The 14,224-nt window shown below is 60.3% G+C and carries 12 protein-coding genes; 4 read left to right on the top strand and 8 right to left on the bottom strand.

Annotated elements, in window-relative coordinates; all coding sequences use genetic code 11:
• Positions 1-19 precede the first annotated feature (19 nt).
• Entirely contained in the window at positions 20-2,788 is a 2,769-nt protein-coding gene (locus GSM73_RS28080; RefSeq protein ID WP_160891922.1) for a deaminase domain-containing protein, read from the top strand.
• A gap of 10 nt (positions 2,789-2,798) precedes the next feature.
• On the opposite strand, the gene GSM73_RS06660 is transcribed toward GSM73_RS28080, so the two are convergent.
• From GSM73_RS06660 to GSM73_RS06640, 5 genes are all read right to left on the bottom strand, one after another.
• Positions 2,799-4,616 carry an ABC transporter ATP-binding protein gene (locus GSM73_RS06660; RefSeq protein WP_047226298.1) on the bottom strand — a complete coding sequence of 606 codons (1,818 nt, stop codon included), beginning with the start codon at positions 4,614-4,616 and terminating at the stop codon, positions 2,799-2,801.
• Positions 4,609-5,211 (bottom strand): DsbA family protein, encoded by a 603-nt coding sequence (locus GSM73_RS06655; RefSeq protein WP_171061403.1) that lies wholly within the window; start codon positions 5,209-5,211, stop codon positions 4,609-4,611. Before GSM73_RS06655 ends, GSM73_RS06660 begins: the two co-directional genes overlap by 8 nt.
• Positions 5,212-5,247: 36 nt before the next feature.
• Positions 5,248-6,189 (bottom strand): rhodanese-related sulfurtransferase, encoded by a 942-nt coding sequence (locus GSM73_RS06650; protein ID WP_092397619.1) that lies wholly within the window; start codon positions 6,187-6,189, stop codon positions 5,248-5,250.
• A 150-nt stretch (positions 6,190-6,339) separates the two neighbouring features.
• Positions 6,340-6,639: a BolA family transcriptional regulator gene (locus GSM73_RS06645; RefSeq protein ID WP_047226295.1), complete on the bottom strand. Its 300-nt coding sequence runs from the start codon at positions 6,637-6,639 to the stop codon at positions 6,340-6,342.
• Between the two features lie 12 nt (positions 6,640-6,651).
• Positions 6,652-7,170 carry a DUF2059 domain-containing protein gene (locus GSM73_RS06640; RefSeq protein ID WP_047226294.1) on the bottom strand — a complete coding sequence of 173 codons (519 nt, stop codon included), beginning with the start codon at positions 7,168-7,170 and terminating at the stop codon, positions 6,652-6,654.
• A 190-nt stretch (positions 7,171-7,360) separates the two neighbouring features.
• Here GSM73_RS06640 and GSM73_RS06635 point away from each other — a divergent pair, with 190 nt between their 5' ends.
• On the top strand, positions 7,361-8,755 hold the full coding sequence (locus GSM73_RS06635) for a class II fumarate hydratase (protein WP_076385794.1): 1,395 nt from the start codon (positions 7,361-7,363) through the stop codon (positions 8,753-8,755).
• 165 nt (positions 8,756-8,920) lie between these two features.
• On the opposite strand, the gene GSM73_RS06630 is transcribed toward GSM73_RS06635, so the two are convergent.
• A complete protein-coding gene (locus GSM73_RS06630) occupies positions 8,921-9,883 on the bottom strand; it encodes a DMT family transporter (protein ID WP_047226292.1) in 963 nt (320 codons plus the stop codon).
• A gap of 187 nt (positions 9,884-10,070) precedes the next feature.
• Between GSM73_RS06630 and GSM73_RS06625 the strand changes: the two genes are divergently transcribed.
• Entirely contained in the window at positions 10,071-10,268 is a 198-nt protein-coding gene (locus tag GSM73_RS06625; protein WP_047226415.1) for a DUF6316 family protein, read from the top strand.
• A 184-nt stretch (positions 10,269-10,452) separates the two neighbouring features.
• On the opposite strand, the gene GSM73_RS06620 is transcribed toward GSM73_RS06625, so the two are convergent.
• Both GSM73_RS06620 and pap read right to left on the bottom strand, forming a co-directional pair.
• Complete coding sequence (locus GSM73_RS06620; RefSeq protein ID WP_160891920.1) at positions 10,453-11,637, bottom strand: thiolase family protein; 1,185 nt, start codon at positions 11,635-11,637, stop codon at positions 10,453-10,455.
• Between the two features lie 106 nt (positions 11,638-11,743).
• Positions 11,744-13,264 carry a polyphosphate:AMP phosphotransferase gene (gene pap, locus GSM73_RS06615; protein WP_047226290.1) on the bottom strand — a complete coding sequence of 507 codons (1,521 nt, stop codon included), beginning with the start codon at positions 13,262-13,264 and terminating at the stop codon, positions 11,744-11,746.
• A gap of 151 nt (positions 13,265-13,415) precedes the next feature.
• Here pap and mnmD point away from each other — a divergent pair.
• Positions 13,416-14,224 (top strand): tRNA (5-methylaminomethyl-2-thiouridine)(34)-methyltransferase MnmD (gene mnmD, locus GSM73_RS27045; protein ID WP_256676774.1); only part of this gene is annotated, 809 nt, incomplete at its 3' end.

Here is a 14,224-nt window from a genome sequence, read left to right as displayed (position 1 = left end):
CCAAGCCCTGGAGTACGGCGTGACAAAGGTCTACACCCTCAGAAAAGAAACCACCGACATTGAAGCAAACAATGAATCCGAAGATAAGACGCTGCCCCTGCGCGCGCGTAATGGCTTCATTCTGGAAACGACGAGCCAGCGCAAAACCTCGTACTACGAACTGCTCCCGCGGGCTGGGGTGATCCGCCCACGACCGGATATTCAGCCACATCATATTGGCGCAGAGCGCAAAATCGAAAAGTGGAGAATCAGCCGCGGCTCGGCAGTGAGTGTGGATGTTCTTCGCCATAAAACCCTTCCGTTCGATTGGGATGCCCACGTAAAAGGCACCCTCCCCGGCGCTCACAAAGAATGCCAAGCCATCCTGGACCCACTTGGCGGCACGTTCGGCGAATCGAACAATAGCGACGCCAACCACACTCTACCGCGGACATTGGAGTCGAAAGTCACCCTGGACCTGGCCCGGTACATTTGCGAGAAGCTGCTTTTCGTTGACGAAAAACAGCTCTACGACAGTTGTTATGGCGAAACCGAATTCGACCGTCAAAAGGCCAGGCGTGAAAAAAACCTGGAAATCCTCAAAATGTTTGTGCCCTTCTGGGGCAGTATCGAAGACTTGGCTTCGGGGGACCGTGATCGCCTGGTGAGTGGAGCCTTTGGCCTGTTCACAGATTTTGTTGCATTCGCCCGGCCCATGGGCAAGTTTGCGTCAGGCTCGCTGAAGTTGGTCAGCGCCGCGGGCAAGTTGAGCATTGGCAAAGCACTGCCTGCCTTTGCAACGCTGACAGGTAGTTTGCTCAACGCCACCCTGAACCCGCTCGACGGCATTGCGTCCTTGCTACGGGCAGGCAGCCAGAGCGTGTACAGGTTCAGTAAAAAGGGCTATCTGAGTCTCAAGACGTTGTCCGGGCGCGCCGGCCAATACGATTTCGTCCAAGGCATGGCCCAAGCCACGGACCCGGGCCGCTGGCGTCCACTGACAATGAATGACCAGTTGAGCACTGTGCGCGGAGTTGACGATGTTCCTGTGCGCAACACCACAGCCACAGGCAGCGCCGATTACCGTTTGATTGACCCTTTATCGTCCAGGCCTTACGGCCCTGGGCTGGGTGCTGACGTGTCACCGGGCCGCTCCCACTTCAACACACGGGCGCAAACCGACACCGAGACCCTCGTTGAGTTACCGGAAAATGCCCGGGTACTAGAAGTGCTTGAAGCCGATGGCAGCCGCCTCTTCTATGTGGATGGCGTGCCCTATCGTTTGAAGGCCGGAACCCTGCGTCGCATCAGCCACCGGGATGACAATCCACCCTTCAGGAAACTGGCGTGCCGTGTTCGTCGTGCGCCGGATGAGGCGTGCAAAACCAGGTATGTAGTGCAAGACAAACCTGCCGAGCGCCCACCCGCGGGCGAGTTCAGCACTGAGTTAAGCTGGGCGCCCTGGTTTGGTGACGCAACGTTCTATCCCTCCACGCCCAAGCATCCCAACGATCGCGCCCTGCTCGCCTTCGAAGGGAAAATCTATGAACTCAAGGACGGCAAGCTCAACACCTACAAAGGCAAACCGCAATGGATCGGTCTCTCCAGCAGAATCCCCATCCCCAGAGAAACCATTACGGCGACCCTGGAATTTCAAACCGGTCTGTACGGTGGCATCAAAGTAACCGGTTCGGCAGAAAAAATTGACGATATCCATCAAACCGGCGCGCTCATCATTCCCTCGATCGATGAGCAGTTCACGTACATATTCACCCGCTTGAACACGGATGATTATTACATGACCAGATTGCTCTCCACTGAGAGTGTCGAGTCTGCTCTGAGCCTGAAAAGGCTTGGCCCAAGCGACATGACGCCCGGCTCTTTGGGAGAAGAGCTGCAACGGGTTTATATCGGTTCGTTGAACGCCAACAACGCCGCGCGAATCTACGGCAGAGACCAGGTCGAACGGGCACTGGACAAGATCGATGAAATTTCGATACCCATTGGCGCACCGAGCCATCCACCCTCCAATATGAAGTGGTTGAAAGTCAGTACCTACCCCGCCGAGGCGGTGTTATTCGATCGTCGCACCAGAATGATTGTCTCTGATTTGCCTAACGGAGCAGCCGTGTGGCAACCCACCACGCAAGCGCCCGAAGCCATACAAAAATCAACCGCAAGCATCTTCAACGCGCTTTTTACATCGCCGGCCATTGCCGGCCCGTCTCAATCCACCACCCGAGCGGTGACCATCAATGACGCCATGCGAGAACTGCAAAAAACCCTTCCGACTAAAAATCAAAAGAACATAGCTTTTGCCCACGTCATCACGGCATCCGGAAACAACGAAATATATGTCAGTGTTTCCGGAATCGAGGACTACACCCGGCACCTGCCGCTGTTCAAATCCCACAGTGGCTATACGCAAGTCAACGTCAAAGAGGCCACTTACTTCAATGTTGATGGCATCAGGAACGCGATTGACCCTGCCTCCCTCACTCTGAGCGCCGATGGAAAATTGCTCGCTATCCCCCATCTGATGGATGCTCCGGGCACCTCGGACAGGCTCAGTCGAGTGACCTCTGCGGACAGCGAAAGCAAACTGATTGCCTACATCAGCGAAAAGTATCCAAACCCTGAAGACATCAAGTCGATCACGCTTGCCACCACCCTGCCTCCTTGCGAATCCTGCGCGATTGTCATGAAGGAGTTCGGTCATGAGCGCGGAGCCGCTGCGTTGAACGTTATCTGGGGACAGCGCCGTAAGCGTCCGGCAACTGAAATGAGCTCTTCAACCGAATCCGATTGATCCCTGGCGATCAATGCTGCTGCAGATGCCCGTAGAGCTTGGCGTATAAACCACCGTCCGCAATCAGTTGCTGATGGTCACCATCCTCGGCGATTTGTCCGCCGTCGAACACCAGCACCCGGTCGGCCTGCTTCACGGCCGACAACCGGTGCGCGATGATCAAGGTGGTCCGGTTGCTCAAGAACCGCGCGAGCGCCTGGTGCAGGTTGTACTCGGTGGCGGCGTCCAGCGCCGACGTCGCCTCGTCGAGGATCACCACCTTGGGCTCGGCCAGCACCATCCGGGCAATGGCCAGGCGCTGGCGCTGGCCGCCGGACAGACGCACGCCGGAACGGCCGACGATGCTGTCCAGACCGTTGGGCAAACTTATGATCGTCTGGTGCAGTTGGGCGATTTCCAGTGCCTGCCAGCAGGCCTCATCCGTGCGCTCGCGGCCCATGGTCAGGTTGGCCCGTACCGTGTCGTTGAACAGCGCGGGATGCTGCAGGACCACGGCAACATTGTCGCGCACGGTTTCCAGGCCGATTTCCTGCTGAGTCGAACCACCGAAACGGATAGTCCCGGCCAGCGGCGTGTACAGCCCCAACAGCAACTGGACCAAGGTACTTTTGCCACCCCCGCTGGCCCCGACAATCGCGACTTTCTCACCGGGGGCAATCGACAGGTTCATCTGGTTCAGCACCAGTTCGTCGCCGTAGCCGAAACTCAGCCCCTGAACTTCGATACCCACGGTGGCACGCCCCTGGAACGGGTTAACACTGCCGGTGTATTGCGGTTCGTCGGCACGGGCCAACAACTCGTTGATCCGCGACAATGCGCCCCCGGCGGCATAAAACGCGTACTGCAGATTGAGCAGTTGCTCCACCGGTCCGATCATGAACCACAGGTAGCTGAACACCGCCAGCATCTGGCCGATGGAGAGGTCGGAGAACAGTACGGTGAGCATCGCCGCTGCGCGGAAAATATCGATACCAAACTGAAACAGCAAACCGCTGGCGCGGTTCGAGGCATCGGTTTTCCACTGTGAACTCACTGCGTAATCACGGACCTCCCTGGCCCGTGTCCCCAATCGACCCAGGAAATAACCCTGGCGGTTACCGGCACGCACCTCCTGGATGGCATCCAGGGTTTCGGTCAGGGCCTGGGTGAAGCGCGAGGTGCTGTCATTCTCCAGCTTCTTGAGGTGCTTGACCCGTTTGCCCAACTGGACCGTGGCGTAGATCACCAACGGGTTGAACAACAGGATCAGCAGCGCCAGTTGCCAGTGCATCCACACCAGAATGCCGGCAGTGCCCACCAGTGTCAGCATCGCCACCAGGAAACGACTGAGGGTTTCGCCGACGAATTTGTCCAGGGTGTCCAGGTCGGTGACCAGGTGTGTGGTCACGGTACCGCTGCCCAGGCTTTCGTACTCGCCCAGGGAAATACGTTTGAGCCGTTCGATCAATCGGACGCGAATGCGATAGACGATGTCCTTGGCCAGCCTGGCGAACAATCGCGCCTGCAGCACGTTGAACAGCAAAGCGCCGCATCGCAGGACCAGGGTCACCACCAACATCAGGCCAATATAACCGGCCGCGCTTTGCCAGCCGCTGGGCAATGCATGGTTCATGACCTTCAACGCCGCGTCGCCCTGGCCCAGCAGCACTTCGTCCACTAAAAGCGGCAGCAGCAGCGGGATCGGTACGCTGCACAGCGTCGCCAGCACGGCCACGCCGTTGGCGATCCACAGGGCTTTCTTGTGTTTAAGGGCCAGACGGCGGATTTCTGCCCAGCTCAAGCGGTCGACGCGCTGCCCAGGGGATGCGTCATCCGCCCGGTCAGGCACAGGCCGCGCGCTCCAGCCAGCGGCCCAACAGTGGAGACAACTGGCTCAGGGGCTGGTAGCCGTTGGTAAGCAAGGCCAATTGACCGTCACGCTCGGCCAGCAGCGTAGGAAAACCCGCGATGCCAAGATCCTGCACCCAGGTGAAATCCGCGGCAGTGGCCGCATGTTGCTCGGCGCGGTCAAAGGCTGCGGCGAACTCGATGCGTGGCAGTCCAGCCTGTTCGGCCAGTTCCACCAGGACGCTGGCGTGGGTCACATCACGACCCTCGACATAAAACGCCTGCTGGATCAGCTTCAACAGCTTCCAGGCCAGGTCCGGCGCCAGGCCACGGGCCGTCACCAGTGCCCGGCAGGCCGGTTCGGTGTCATAGACAAAACCGTCCGGCAGCGCCCCTTCAAGCTTGAACGTCTGGCCGGTGGCCTGGGTGACGGCCTGCCAATGCTCGAGGATGTAGCGTCGGGTGGTCGGCTCCAGGGCCGAACCGCTGCCGGTGCGCAAACCGCCCACCACCAGGTGCAGTTCTACCCCGGCGGCCTGCGCCTGCTCGACCAGTGCCTCGGCAACCGGCGCAAAACCCCAGCACCAGGAACACATCGGGTCCATCACATAGAGCAGGCGTGGCGCCATGGTTCAAGCCTCGGAAGGTGATTGCTTATAGTTGTAGCCGATCGGATGCGGCATGTTGCGGGCCTTGGCCAGTTCGATCTGCTTTTGCCGGTCGATGGCGCTGCGCCGGGTCTTCTCGCTCAGCTTGTCCCAGCAATGCGGGCAACTGATGCCTGGCACGTAGTGCTCCGAAGCGCGGTCTTCTACGCTCACCGGTGTACGACAGGCATGGCACTGATCGTAGTCGCCTTCGCTAAGGTCATGGCGGACGGTCACGCGGTTATCGAACACGAAGCAGTCGCCGCGCCATTTGGTTTCTTCCTGAGGCACCTCTTCAAGGTACTTCAGGATGCCACCCTTGAGGTGATAGACCTCGTCGAAACCCTGGCCGAGCATGTAGCTGGAAGCTTTTTCGCAGCGAATGCCACCGGTGCAGAACATCGCGACTTTCTTGTGCCTGGCCGGGTCGAAGTTGGCTTTGATGTACTCGGGGAACTCGCGAAAGCTGGTGGTCTTGGGGTCGATCGCGCCTTCAAAGGTGCCGATGGACACTTCGTAGTCGTTGCGCGTGTCGATCAGCAAGACTTCCGGATCGCTGATCAGTGCGTTCCAGTCCTGCGGTTCGACATAAGTGCCAACCTGTTTGTTGGGATCCACGCCTTCGACGCCGAGGGTGACGATTTCCTTCTTGAGCTTGACCTTGGTGCGATAGAACGGCTGCTCATCGCAGTACGACTCCTTGTGGTCGATGTCGATCATGCGCGGGTCGTTCTTGAGCCAGGCCAGCAATCCGTCGATGCCTTCGCGAGTGCCGGAAACGGTGCCGTTGATGCCTTCTTCGGCGATCAGCAGCGTGCCTTTGATGCCGTTGTCGAGCATGGCCTTGAGCAATGGCTCACGCAGCTCGACGTAATCTTCAAGGGTGACGAACTTATACAGTGCCGCCACGACAATGGATGGTGTCATGGGTATTTCTCCAGGTGGCTACCCTCGCAAAGGGTGAACCGGATGCGAAAAAAAACGCGCCCCGTGAGGCGCGTTGCGGATTCTAACAAAAAACAGAGGGGTTGCAGGAGTGCAGCGACAACAGCCACAACAGCAGTCATTCTCTGCAGATCAGTGCTTGCTGCCACCGGCACAAGTCGGCGAAGCCGGGGCTGTATCGATCTGCGCCCATTCCTCGGGGGTATAGGTGTGCAGCGCCAACGCATGGAACTCACCCATCAGCTCGCCCAGCGTGCCGTAGACCTTCTGATGACGCTTGACGCGATTGAGCCCCTCGAACTGGTGGCTGACCACCACGGCCTTGAAGTGGGTCTGTAACCCACGGCTGTGCATGTGGCTTTCATCCAGCACTTGCAGGTGCTCGGGCTGCAACAGCCCGAGCGTCGATTCGATGCGTTGTTGCATGCTCATACCGGGCTCCGCTTACGGCTTTTTCTTGGCAGGGGCGGCTTTGGGCTCAAGCTCGGCGGTCATGTCCGCCAGCAGCTTGTTGACCACCGGCACCGCGCTTTCCAGCTTGGCCTGGGTCAACTGGGCCGATTGCTGGGTCAGCTGGGGCATTTTTTCCAGGACTTTCTTGCCCAGGGGCGAACGGTAGAAGGACACCAGTTCCTTGAGCTCCGGCTCGCTGAAGTTGGAGGTGTAAAGCTTGACCATGTCCGGCTTGAGCTTCTTCCAGCCGATGGCCTGATCCAGCGCGGCGTTGGCCTTGGCCTGGTAGGTTTCGAGGGTGGCTTTTTTCGACTCGGGAGCCTTGGTCTGTTCAAAGCGCTGGGCAAACATCTGCTGCACTTGCATGTACACCGGGGTACCCAGTTTGTCGGCGTGCGCCAGGGTCAGGAACTCTTCGGCACTGGCGTTGTGGCTGGCGGTATCGGCAAAAACAGGACTGCTGGCACACACCAGAGCAACTGCGGTACAGATGGCACGAAGACGGGTCATCGAGTTTCCTTTTCTACAGGCGAGGTAAAACCCCAAGGGCGATCATTCTGCGCCTAATAAACGCCGAGCCTCAACCCCATTGCTCTACGCGTCCGATTGACGGGCCGAAACGATCGAAAAATGATTGAGGGAACCCGCGTCGCCCTTCAGGGCCTAAACTGCGCATTCAGACCTACAGGAGTTTGACCCGATGAGCCGTATCGAAACCGACAGCCTTGGCCAGGTTGAAGTCCCGGATGAAGCCTACTGGGGCGCCCAGACGCAGCGCTCCCTGATCAACTTTGCCATTGGCAACGAACGCATGCCGCTGTCGGTGCTGCACGCCCTGGCGCTGATCAAGAAAGCCGCCGCGCGGGTCAATGACCGCAATGGCGACTTGCCTGCCGACATCGCGCGCCTGATCGAACAGGCCGCCGACGAAGTCCTGGCCGGCCAGCATGACGACCAATTCCCCCTGGTGGTCTGGCAGACCGGCAGCGGAACCCAAAGCAACATGAACGTCAACGAAGTGATCGCCGGGCGCGCCAACGAGCTGGCGGGCAATCCCCGCGGCGGCAAGAGCCCGGTGCACCCGAACGATCACGTCAACCGCTCCCAGAGCTCCAACGACTGCTTCCCCACCGCCATGCACATCGCCGCCATCCAGGCGGTCCATCAGCAATTGCTGCCGGCGATCGCCGAGTTGTCCGGCGCACTGGCGGAACTGGCGGCGCGCCACATGAAACTGGTCAAGACCGGCCGCACCCACATGATGGATGCCACGCCGATCACCTTCGGCCAAGAATTGTCAGCCTTCATCGCTCAACTCGATTACGCCGAACGGGCGATCCGTGCGGCACTGCCGGCGGTTTGCGAACTTGCCCAGGGCGGCACGGCAGTGGGCACCGGGCTCAACTCGCCCCACGGCTTCGGCGAGGCGATCGCCGCTGAACTGGCGGCGCTGTCCGGTCTGCCCTTCGTCACCGCGCCAAACAAGTTCGCGGCGTTGGCCGGCCATGAGCCCCTGACCACGTTGTCCGGCGCGCTGAAAACCCTGGCCGTGACCCTGATGAAGATTGCCAATGACCTGCGCCTGCTGGGCTCCGGGCCACGGGCCGGGTTCGCCGAAGTGAAGTTGCCAGCCAATGAACCGGGCAGCTCCATCATGCCCGGCAAGGTCAACCCGACCCAGTGCGAGGCCTTGTCGATGCTGGCCTGCCAGGTCATGGGCAACGACGTGACCATCGGTTTCGCCGCCAGCCAGGGTCATTTGCAATTGAACGTGTTCAAGCCGGTGATCATTCACAACCTGTTGCAGTCGATCCGTCTGCTGGCCGATGGCTGCAGCAATTTCCAGCAGCACTGCATCGCCGGGCTCGAACCGGATGCCGAGCAGATGGCGGCGCATCTGGAACGTGGCTTGATGCTGGTCACCGCCCTGAACACACACATCGGCTATGACAAATCCGCCGAAATCGCCAAGAAAGCCTACGGCGAAGGGCTGACCCTGCGCGAAGCGGCCTTGCAGTTGGGGTATCTGACCGACGAAGAGTTCGATGCCTGGGTGCGGCCGGAGAATATGCTGGAGGCCGGAAGCCAGGGCTGAGATGTGTGCTTGGTTGGACGCAAAGCGTGCGCTCAACACAACCCACCTGTGGGAGCGAGCCTGCTCGCGATGAGGCCGGTCGGCTCGACATCATTATCGACGACCAGACCGCTATCGCGAGCAGGCTCGCTCCCACAAAAAAGCGGTTCTTCTTGCAGTCGCGGTCTATCGCCCGACAGCCAGTCGCTCACGCCGGGCCCTGAGCCCGGCAATCAGCGACGGCCCCAGGGCAACCAATGCCGATCCCAACACCACCAGCACCGCCCCGCCATACCCCAACAGATTGATCTGCTCGGCATGCACGTAGTCAGGCCACCACCAGGCTGCCAACGCCACCGCAGCGAAGGTCACCAACGGCGTGATCGCCAGGGTCGCGCTGACCCGCGACGCCTCCCAGTGAGCCAGGGCCTCGGCAAAGGCGCCGTAGGCAATCAGGGTATTGAGGCAGCAAGCAAGCAGTAGCCAGCCTTGCAGCGGACTCAGTTGCAGCGCCTCCAGCGGATGCACCCAGGGCGTGAGCAGCAGTGCGCAGAACAGGTAGATCACCATCATCACCTGCAACGAATTCCACACCGTCAGCAGTTGCTTCTGGCCCAGGGCATAGAAGGTCCAGACCGTCGACGCCAGCAACACCATCAAGACCCCGGCAGTGTAGTCGCTCAGGGACGTCAGCAGCTCGCCAAGGCGCTGGTTGAAAAACAGCGTGAAGCCGATCAACAACACCAGCAGGCCGATGCCCTGTCCCACGCTGAAACGCTCCTTGAACACAAACAGGCTGGCCACCAGCAACATGATCGGCCCCATCTGCACCACCAGTTGCGCGGTGCCGGGGCTCAAGCGATTGAGGCCCATCAGGTACAGCACGTAGTTGCCGACCAGCCCCAACACCGCCATCGCCACCAGCCAGCCGCCCCGGGGGCCCAACACCTTGCGACTGGGCAAACGGCCAGTGGCCGTCAGGTAGATGAACAGCAAGCCACCGGACACCAGCAAGCGAAACCAGGTCACGGTGACCGGATCCATCACCTGCAGCACTTGCTTGAGCTTGATCGGCAGGATGCCCCACAGCAGGGCGGTCAGCAGGGCAAGGAACAGGCCGTAGACCCAGCGACCGGACGATATGTGCATGCAACCCTCGCAGCTCAAGACAAAGAGCTCCCATTCTAGGCGCGGATCGCTCCAGGACACAGGGACAGTTAGGCCGTGGACGTCCATGGGACTGTACGGGTCGTTGCCGTCGATCGCCTGGCCAGGCGCAAATCAAGGACTGCGCATAAGCTCAAATGACATTGCCCCGCTGCCTTTGGAGACCGCCATGTTTGGCAAACGCGCCCAGGATCCCGCCCCTACGACGATTTTTCGCAGCGACCGGATCTGCCGGGTAAACGGCGAGTTTTATTTCAATACCCGAGAAGGCACGCAGGAAGGCCCGTTCGCCAGCCGCGAGGCGGCAGAACGGGAGATAAAAGCGTATATCGCGCGGATGCAGCAACTGACCCAGGTTGCCAGCTAGCGCAGCTGACGCAGCCCCCCTTGTGGCGAGGGGATTTATCCCCGCTGGGCTGCAAAGCAGCCCCAAAGCAAACCACTCTGTCAGCCTGATATACCTCGGTTGTAGATTTTAGGGTTGCTGCGCAACCCAGCGGGGATAAATCCCCTCGCCACAAGTAATCATCTCGCTAACTGTCAGCGCCCGGTTATCTCACCGCCTCAAACAACCCCGTCGCCCCCATCCCGCCGCCCACGCACATGGTCACGATGCCGTAGCGCAGGCTGCGCCGTTGCAGTTCGCGCACCAGATGGCCGACCTGGCGCGAACCGGTCATGCCGAACGGGTGGCCAATGGAAATCGAACCGCCGTTGACGTTGTACTTCTCGTTATCGATTTCCAGCCGGTTACGACTGTAGAGACACTGGGATGCGAAGGCTTCGTTGAGTTCCCACAAGTCGATATCATCGATATGCAAGTCCTTGGACTTGAGCAGTTTGGGCACCGAAAACACCGGACCGATGCCCATTTCGTCCGGCGCGCAACCGGCCACGGTAAAGCCACGGAAAAACGCCTTGGGCGTGAGCCCCAGGGCCAGGGCTTTTTCCAGACTCATCACCAGGGTCATCGAAGCCCCGTCGGACAACTGTGACGAGTTGCCTGCTGTCACCGAGCCGTCTTCGGCGAACACCGGCTTCAAGCCCGCCAGACTTTCATAGGTGGTGTCGGGGCGGTTGCAATCGTCGCGATCAACCACGCCGTCGAGAATCTGCACCGCACCGGTGTTCTTGTCCTCGACCTGGTACTTGACCGCCATCGGCACGATCTCGTCGTCGAACAGCCCGGCCGCCTGGGCCTGGGCAGTGCGCTGCTGGCTCTGTAAGGCGTAGCGGTCCTGTTCTTCACGGCTGACCTGATAACGGCGGGCGACGATCTCGGCGGTCTGGCCCATGGGGAAATAAATCCCCGGCACTTGCTCCTTGAGCAGCGGGTTGATCAGGTGATCGGTATTGACGCTTTTCATTGTCAGGCTGATGGATTCCACGCCACCGGCAACAATGATCTCGCTGCAACCGGAGGCGATCTGGTTGGCGGCGATGGCGATGGCTTGCAGGCCCGAGGAGCAGAAGCGGTTGAGGGTCATGCCGGCGGTGCCGATGCCCAGTTGCGAAAGCACCGCCACGTTACGGCCGATGTTATAGCCCTGGGCGCCCTCGTTCGAACCGGCGCCGACGATGCAGTCCTCGACGCTGGCCGGATCGATCCCGTTGCGCGCCAACAATGCATCGACACAATGGGCCGCCATGTCGTCCGGACGGGTCATGTTGAACTTGCCGCGAAAAGACTTGGCCAGGCCGGTCCGCACGCTGTCGACGATCACCACTTCACGCATGGCTGTACCTCAATTGTTATTGTCGGTTAGGAGTCAATTGAGCATAAATCCACTGCATAACCGACCGCGACGATCATTCACCCCGCGTATGCGTTCCCATCGGCCACTATTTGCCCTTGCTCGCCTTGCGAGCCTGCTTTGCTGAGCGCTCGAAGGCCTCCTCCAGCGCTTCATTAAGCGTGCGCAACACCTTGACCCGCGCCCAGCGCTTGTCGTTGGCCTCCACCAGGGTCCAGGGAGAAATCTCGGTGCTGGTGCGGTCAACCATGTCGCACACCGCCGCCCGGTAGGCATCCCATTTGTCACGGTTGCGCCAGTCGTCCTCGGTGATCTTGAAACGTTTGAAAGGAATTTCCTCGCGTTCCTGGAAGCGCTCCAGTTGAGTCTCCTTGTCGATGGCCAGCCAGAACTTGACGACCACGACTCCGGCGTCGGCAATCTGCTCCTCGAAATCGTTGATCTCGCCGTAAGCCCGCAGCCAGTCGGCCTTGCTGCAAAAACCTTCGACTCGCTCCACCAGCACCCGGCCGTACCAGGAGCGATCGAACACGGTGAACTTGCCCCGCGCCGGGATATGCCGCCAGAACCGCCACATGTAGGGATGGGCGCGCTCTTCCTCGGTGGGTGCGGCAATCGGTACGATGCTGTACTGGCGCGGGTCGAGCGCTGCCGCGACCCTCCGGATCGCCCCCCCCTTGCCCGCCGCATCGTTGCCTTCAAACACGGCCACCAGGGCATGGCGGCGCATGCGTTTATCGCGCAACAGGCCGGAAAAACGCGCCTGCTCGGCGATCAGTTGCTCTTCGTAATCGGCCTTGTCCAGACGCAGGGTCATGTCCAGGCTGTCCAGCAGCGTGACCTGGTCGTCCAGCGGCGGCAGTGGCGCCACATTGACCTTTTCCGCTTTGATCCTCGAGCGGTGCAAGGCCTGGCGCATCCCGTCAAGCAGGATCCGTCCGACCGTAAGGCTTCGATAATAACTGTCCATGCCTTCGATCACATGCCACGGGGCGTAGTCTCGACTGGTGCGGCGCAGGACCCGCTCACCGTATTTGACGAACTTGTCGTAGGTCTGGGACTGCTGCCAGTCCAGCGGGCTGATGCGCCAGCTGTGCAGCGGGTCGTCCTTGAGCCCCTTGAGCCGGGCTTTCATCTGTTTCTTGGACAGGTGAAACCAGAACTTGAAGATCAGCGCGCCTTCATCGCAGAGCATTTTCTCCAACCGTTCAGCGCCATTGATGGCCTGGTCGAGCCGTGGATCCTTGATCTGGCCATGAACGCGCCCCTGCAGCATCTGGCTGTACCAGTTGCCAAAGAAAATCCCCATGCGTCCCTTGGCCGGCAGCATCCGCCAATATCGCCAGGCCGGTGGCCGCGCCAGCTCTTCGTCGGTCTGCTGATCGAAGGTACGCACTTCGATCAGCCGCGGGTCCATCCACTCATTGAGCAATTTCACCGTTTCGCCCTTGCCGGCGCCTTCGATGCCGTTGATCAGCACGATGACCGGAAAACGGCTCTGCTGGTGTAGCTCGTACTGGGCTTCGAGCAACGCTTCACGCAGTGCCGGCACTTCGGCGTCATAGGTGTCTTTATCGACGGCGTGACCGATTTCAGCGGATTCGAACATGGACAGCTCCTTCCAGGGAATGGGGCAAGACTAGCGGATTGGACGCGGGCCGGTGCAGCAGATTCCATCCAGACGAACGCTGTATTGCGATGGGTCAAGCAAGCCCATACCGATCGGCTAGAATGGCCTCCCAGTTTTGACCGAGCCTGCCATGACACCCGTACAGCACCACGCCCAACTCGACTGGGACGATCAGGGTCGCCCGCGCTCGCGGGTGTTCGACGATGTGTATTTTTCCGATCAGTCGGGCCTGGAAGAAACCCGCTATGTGTTCCTTGAACAGAACAACCTGACCGAGCGTTTTGCCGCGCTGCCGGACGACGGGCGGCTGGTGATCGGCGAGACCGGGTTTGGCACCGGGCTGAATTTTCTCTGCGCCTGGCAGTTGTTCGAGCAGTGCGCACCGGCCGGGGCGCGGCTGCATTTTGTCAGTGTCGAGAAATTCCCCTTGAGCCCCCCCGACCTGCGCCGGGCACTGGATTTGTGGCCGCAACTCAAGCTTCAGGCGGATCAATTGCTTGCGCAGTACGTCGCCATCCATCAGGGCTTCCAGCGCCTGACGCTGGCAGGTGGCCGGGTGACCCTGACCTTGTTGATCGGCGACGCCCTGGAACAATTGCCACAGCTGGATGCGCAAATCGATGCCTGGTTCCTGGACGGTTTCGCACCGGCGAAAAATCCCGAGATGTGGACCGCCGAGCTGTTTGCCGAACTGGCGCGCTTGGCTGCCCCCGGCGCGACCCTCAGCACCTTCACCAGCACCGGCTGGGTGCGACGGTTGTTGAACGCGGCCGGCTTCAAGATGAAGCGTACGCCGGGCATCGGCCATAAATGGGAAATACTTCGCGGGGTGTTTCTCGGCTGGCCGCAACTGACACCCGCACCGCCCCCGGTAAAACCCTGGTACACCCGCCCCACGGCGCACAGCGGCGAGCGGCGAGCCCTGGTGATCGGTGGCGG

This window comes from Pseudomonas sp. PICF6 (assembly GCF_009831705.1).
Classification (GTDB): Bacteria; Pseudomonadota; Gammaproteobacteria; order Pseudomonadales; family Pseudomonadaceae; genus Aquipseudomonas; species Aquipseudomonas rhizophila.
Note: the sequence above shows the minus strand (reverse complement) of the source record. Positions and strands in the feature narration are given on the sequence as shown.

Bases quoted from the DNA above. Each gene is read 5' to 3' on its own strand.
- GSM73_RS06630 (WP_047226292.1), bottom strand. From the start codon at position 9,883: ATGCACATATCGTCCGGTCGCTGGGTCTACGGCCTGTTCCTTGCCCTG.
- GSM73_RS06640 (WP_047226294.1), bottom strand. From the start codon at position 7,170: ATGACCCGTCTTCGTGCCATCTGTACCGCAGTTGCTCTGGTGTGTGCC.
- pap (WP_047226290.1), bottom strand. From the start codon at position 13,264: ATGTTCGAATCCGCTGAAATCGGTCACGCCGTCGATAAAGACACCTAT.
- GSM73_RS06635 (WP_076385794.1), top strand. From the start codon at position 7,361: ATGAGCCGTATCGAAACCGACAGCCTTGGCCAGGTTGAAGTCCCGGAT.
- GSM73_RS06655 (WP_171061403.1), bottom strand. From the start codon at position 5,211: ATGTGTTCCTGGTGCTGGGGTTTTGCGCCGGTTGCCGAGGCACTGGTC.
- GSM73_RS06645 (WP_047226295.1), bottom strand. From the start codon at position 6,639: ATGAGCATGCAACAACGCATCGAATCGACGCTCGGGCTGTTGCAGCCC.
- GSM73_RS06650 (WP_092397619.1), bottom strand. From the start codon at position 6,189: ATGACACCATCCATTGTCGTGGCGGCACTGTATAAGTTCGTCACCCTT.
- GSM73_RS06625 (WP_047226415.1), top strand. From the start codon at position 10,071: ATGTTTGGCAAACGCGCCCAGGATCCCGCCCCTACGACGATTTTTCGC.
- GSM73_RS06620 (WP_160891920.1), bottom strand. From the start codon at position 11,637: ATGCGTGAAGTGGTGATCGTCGACAGCGTGCGGACCGGCCTGGCCAAG.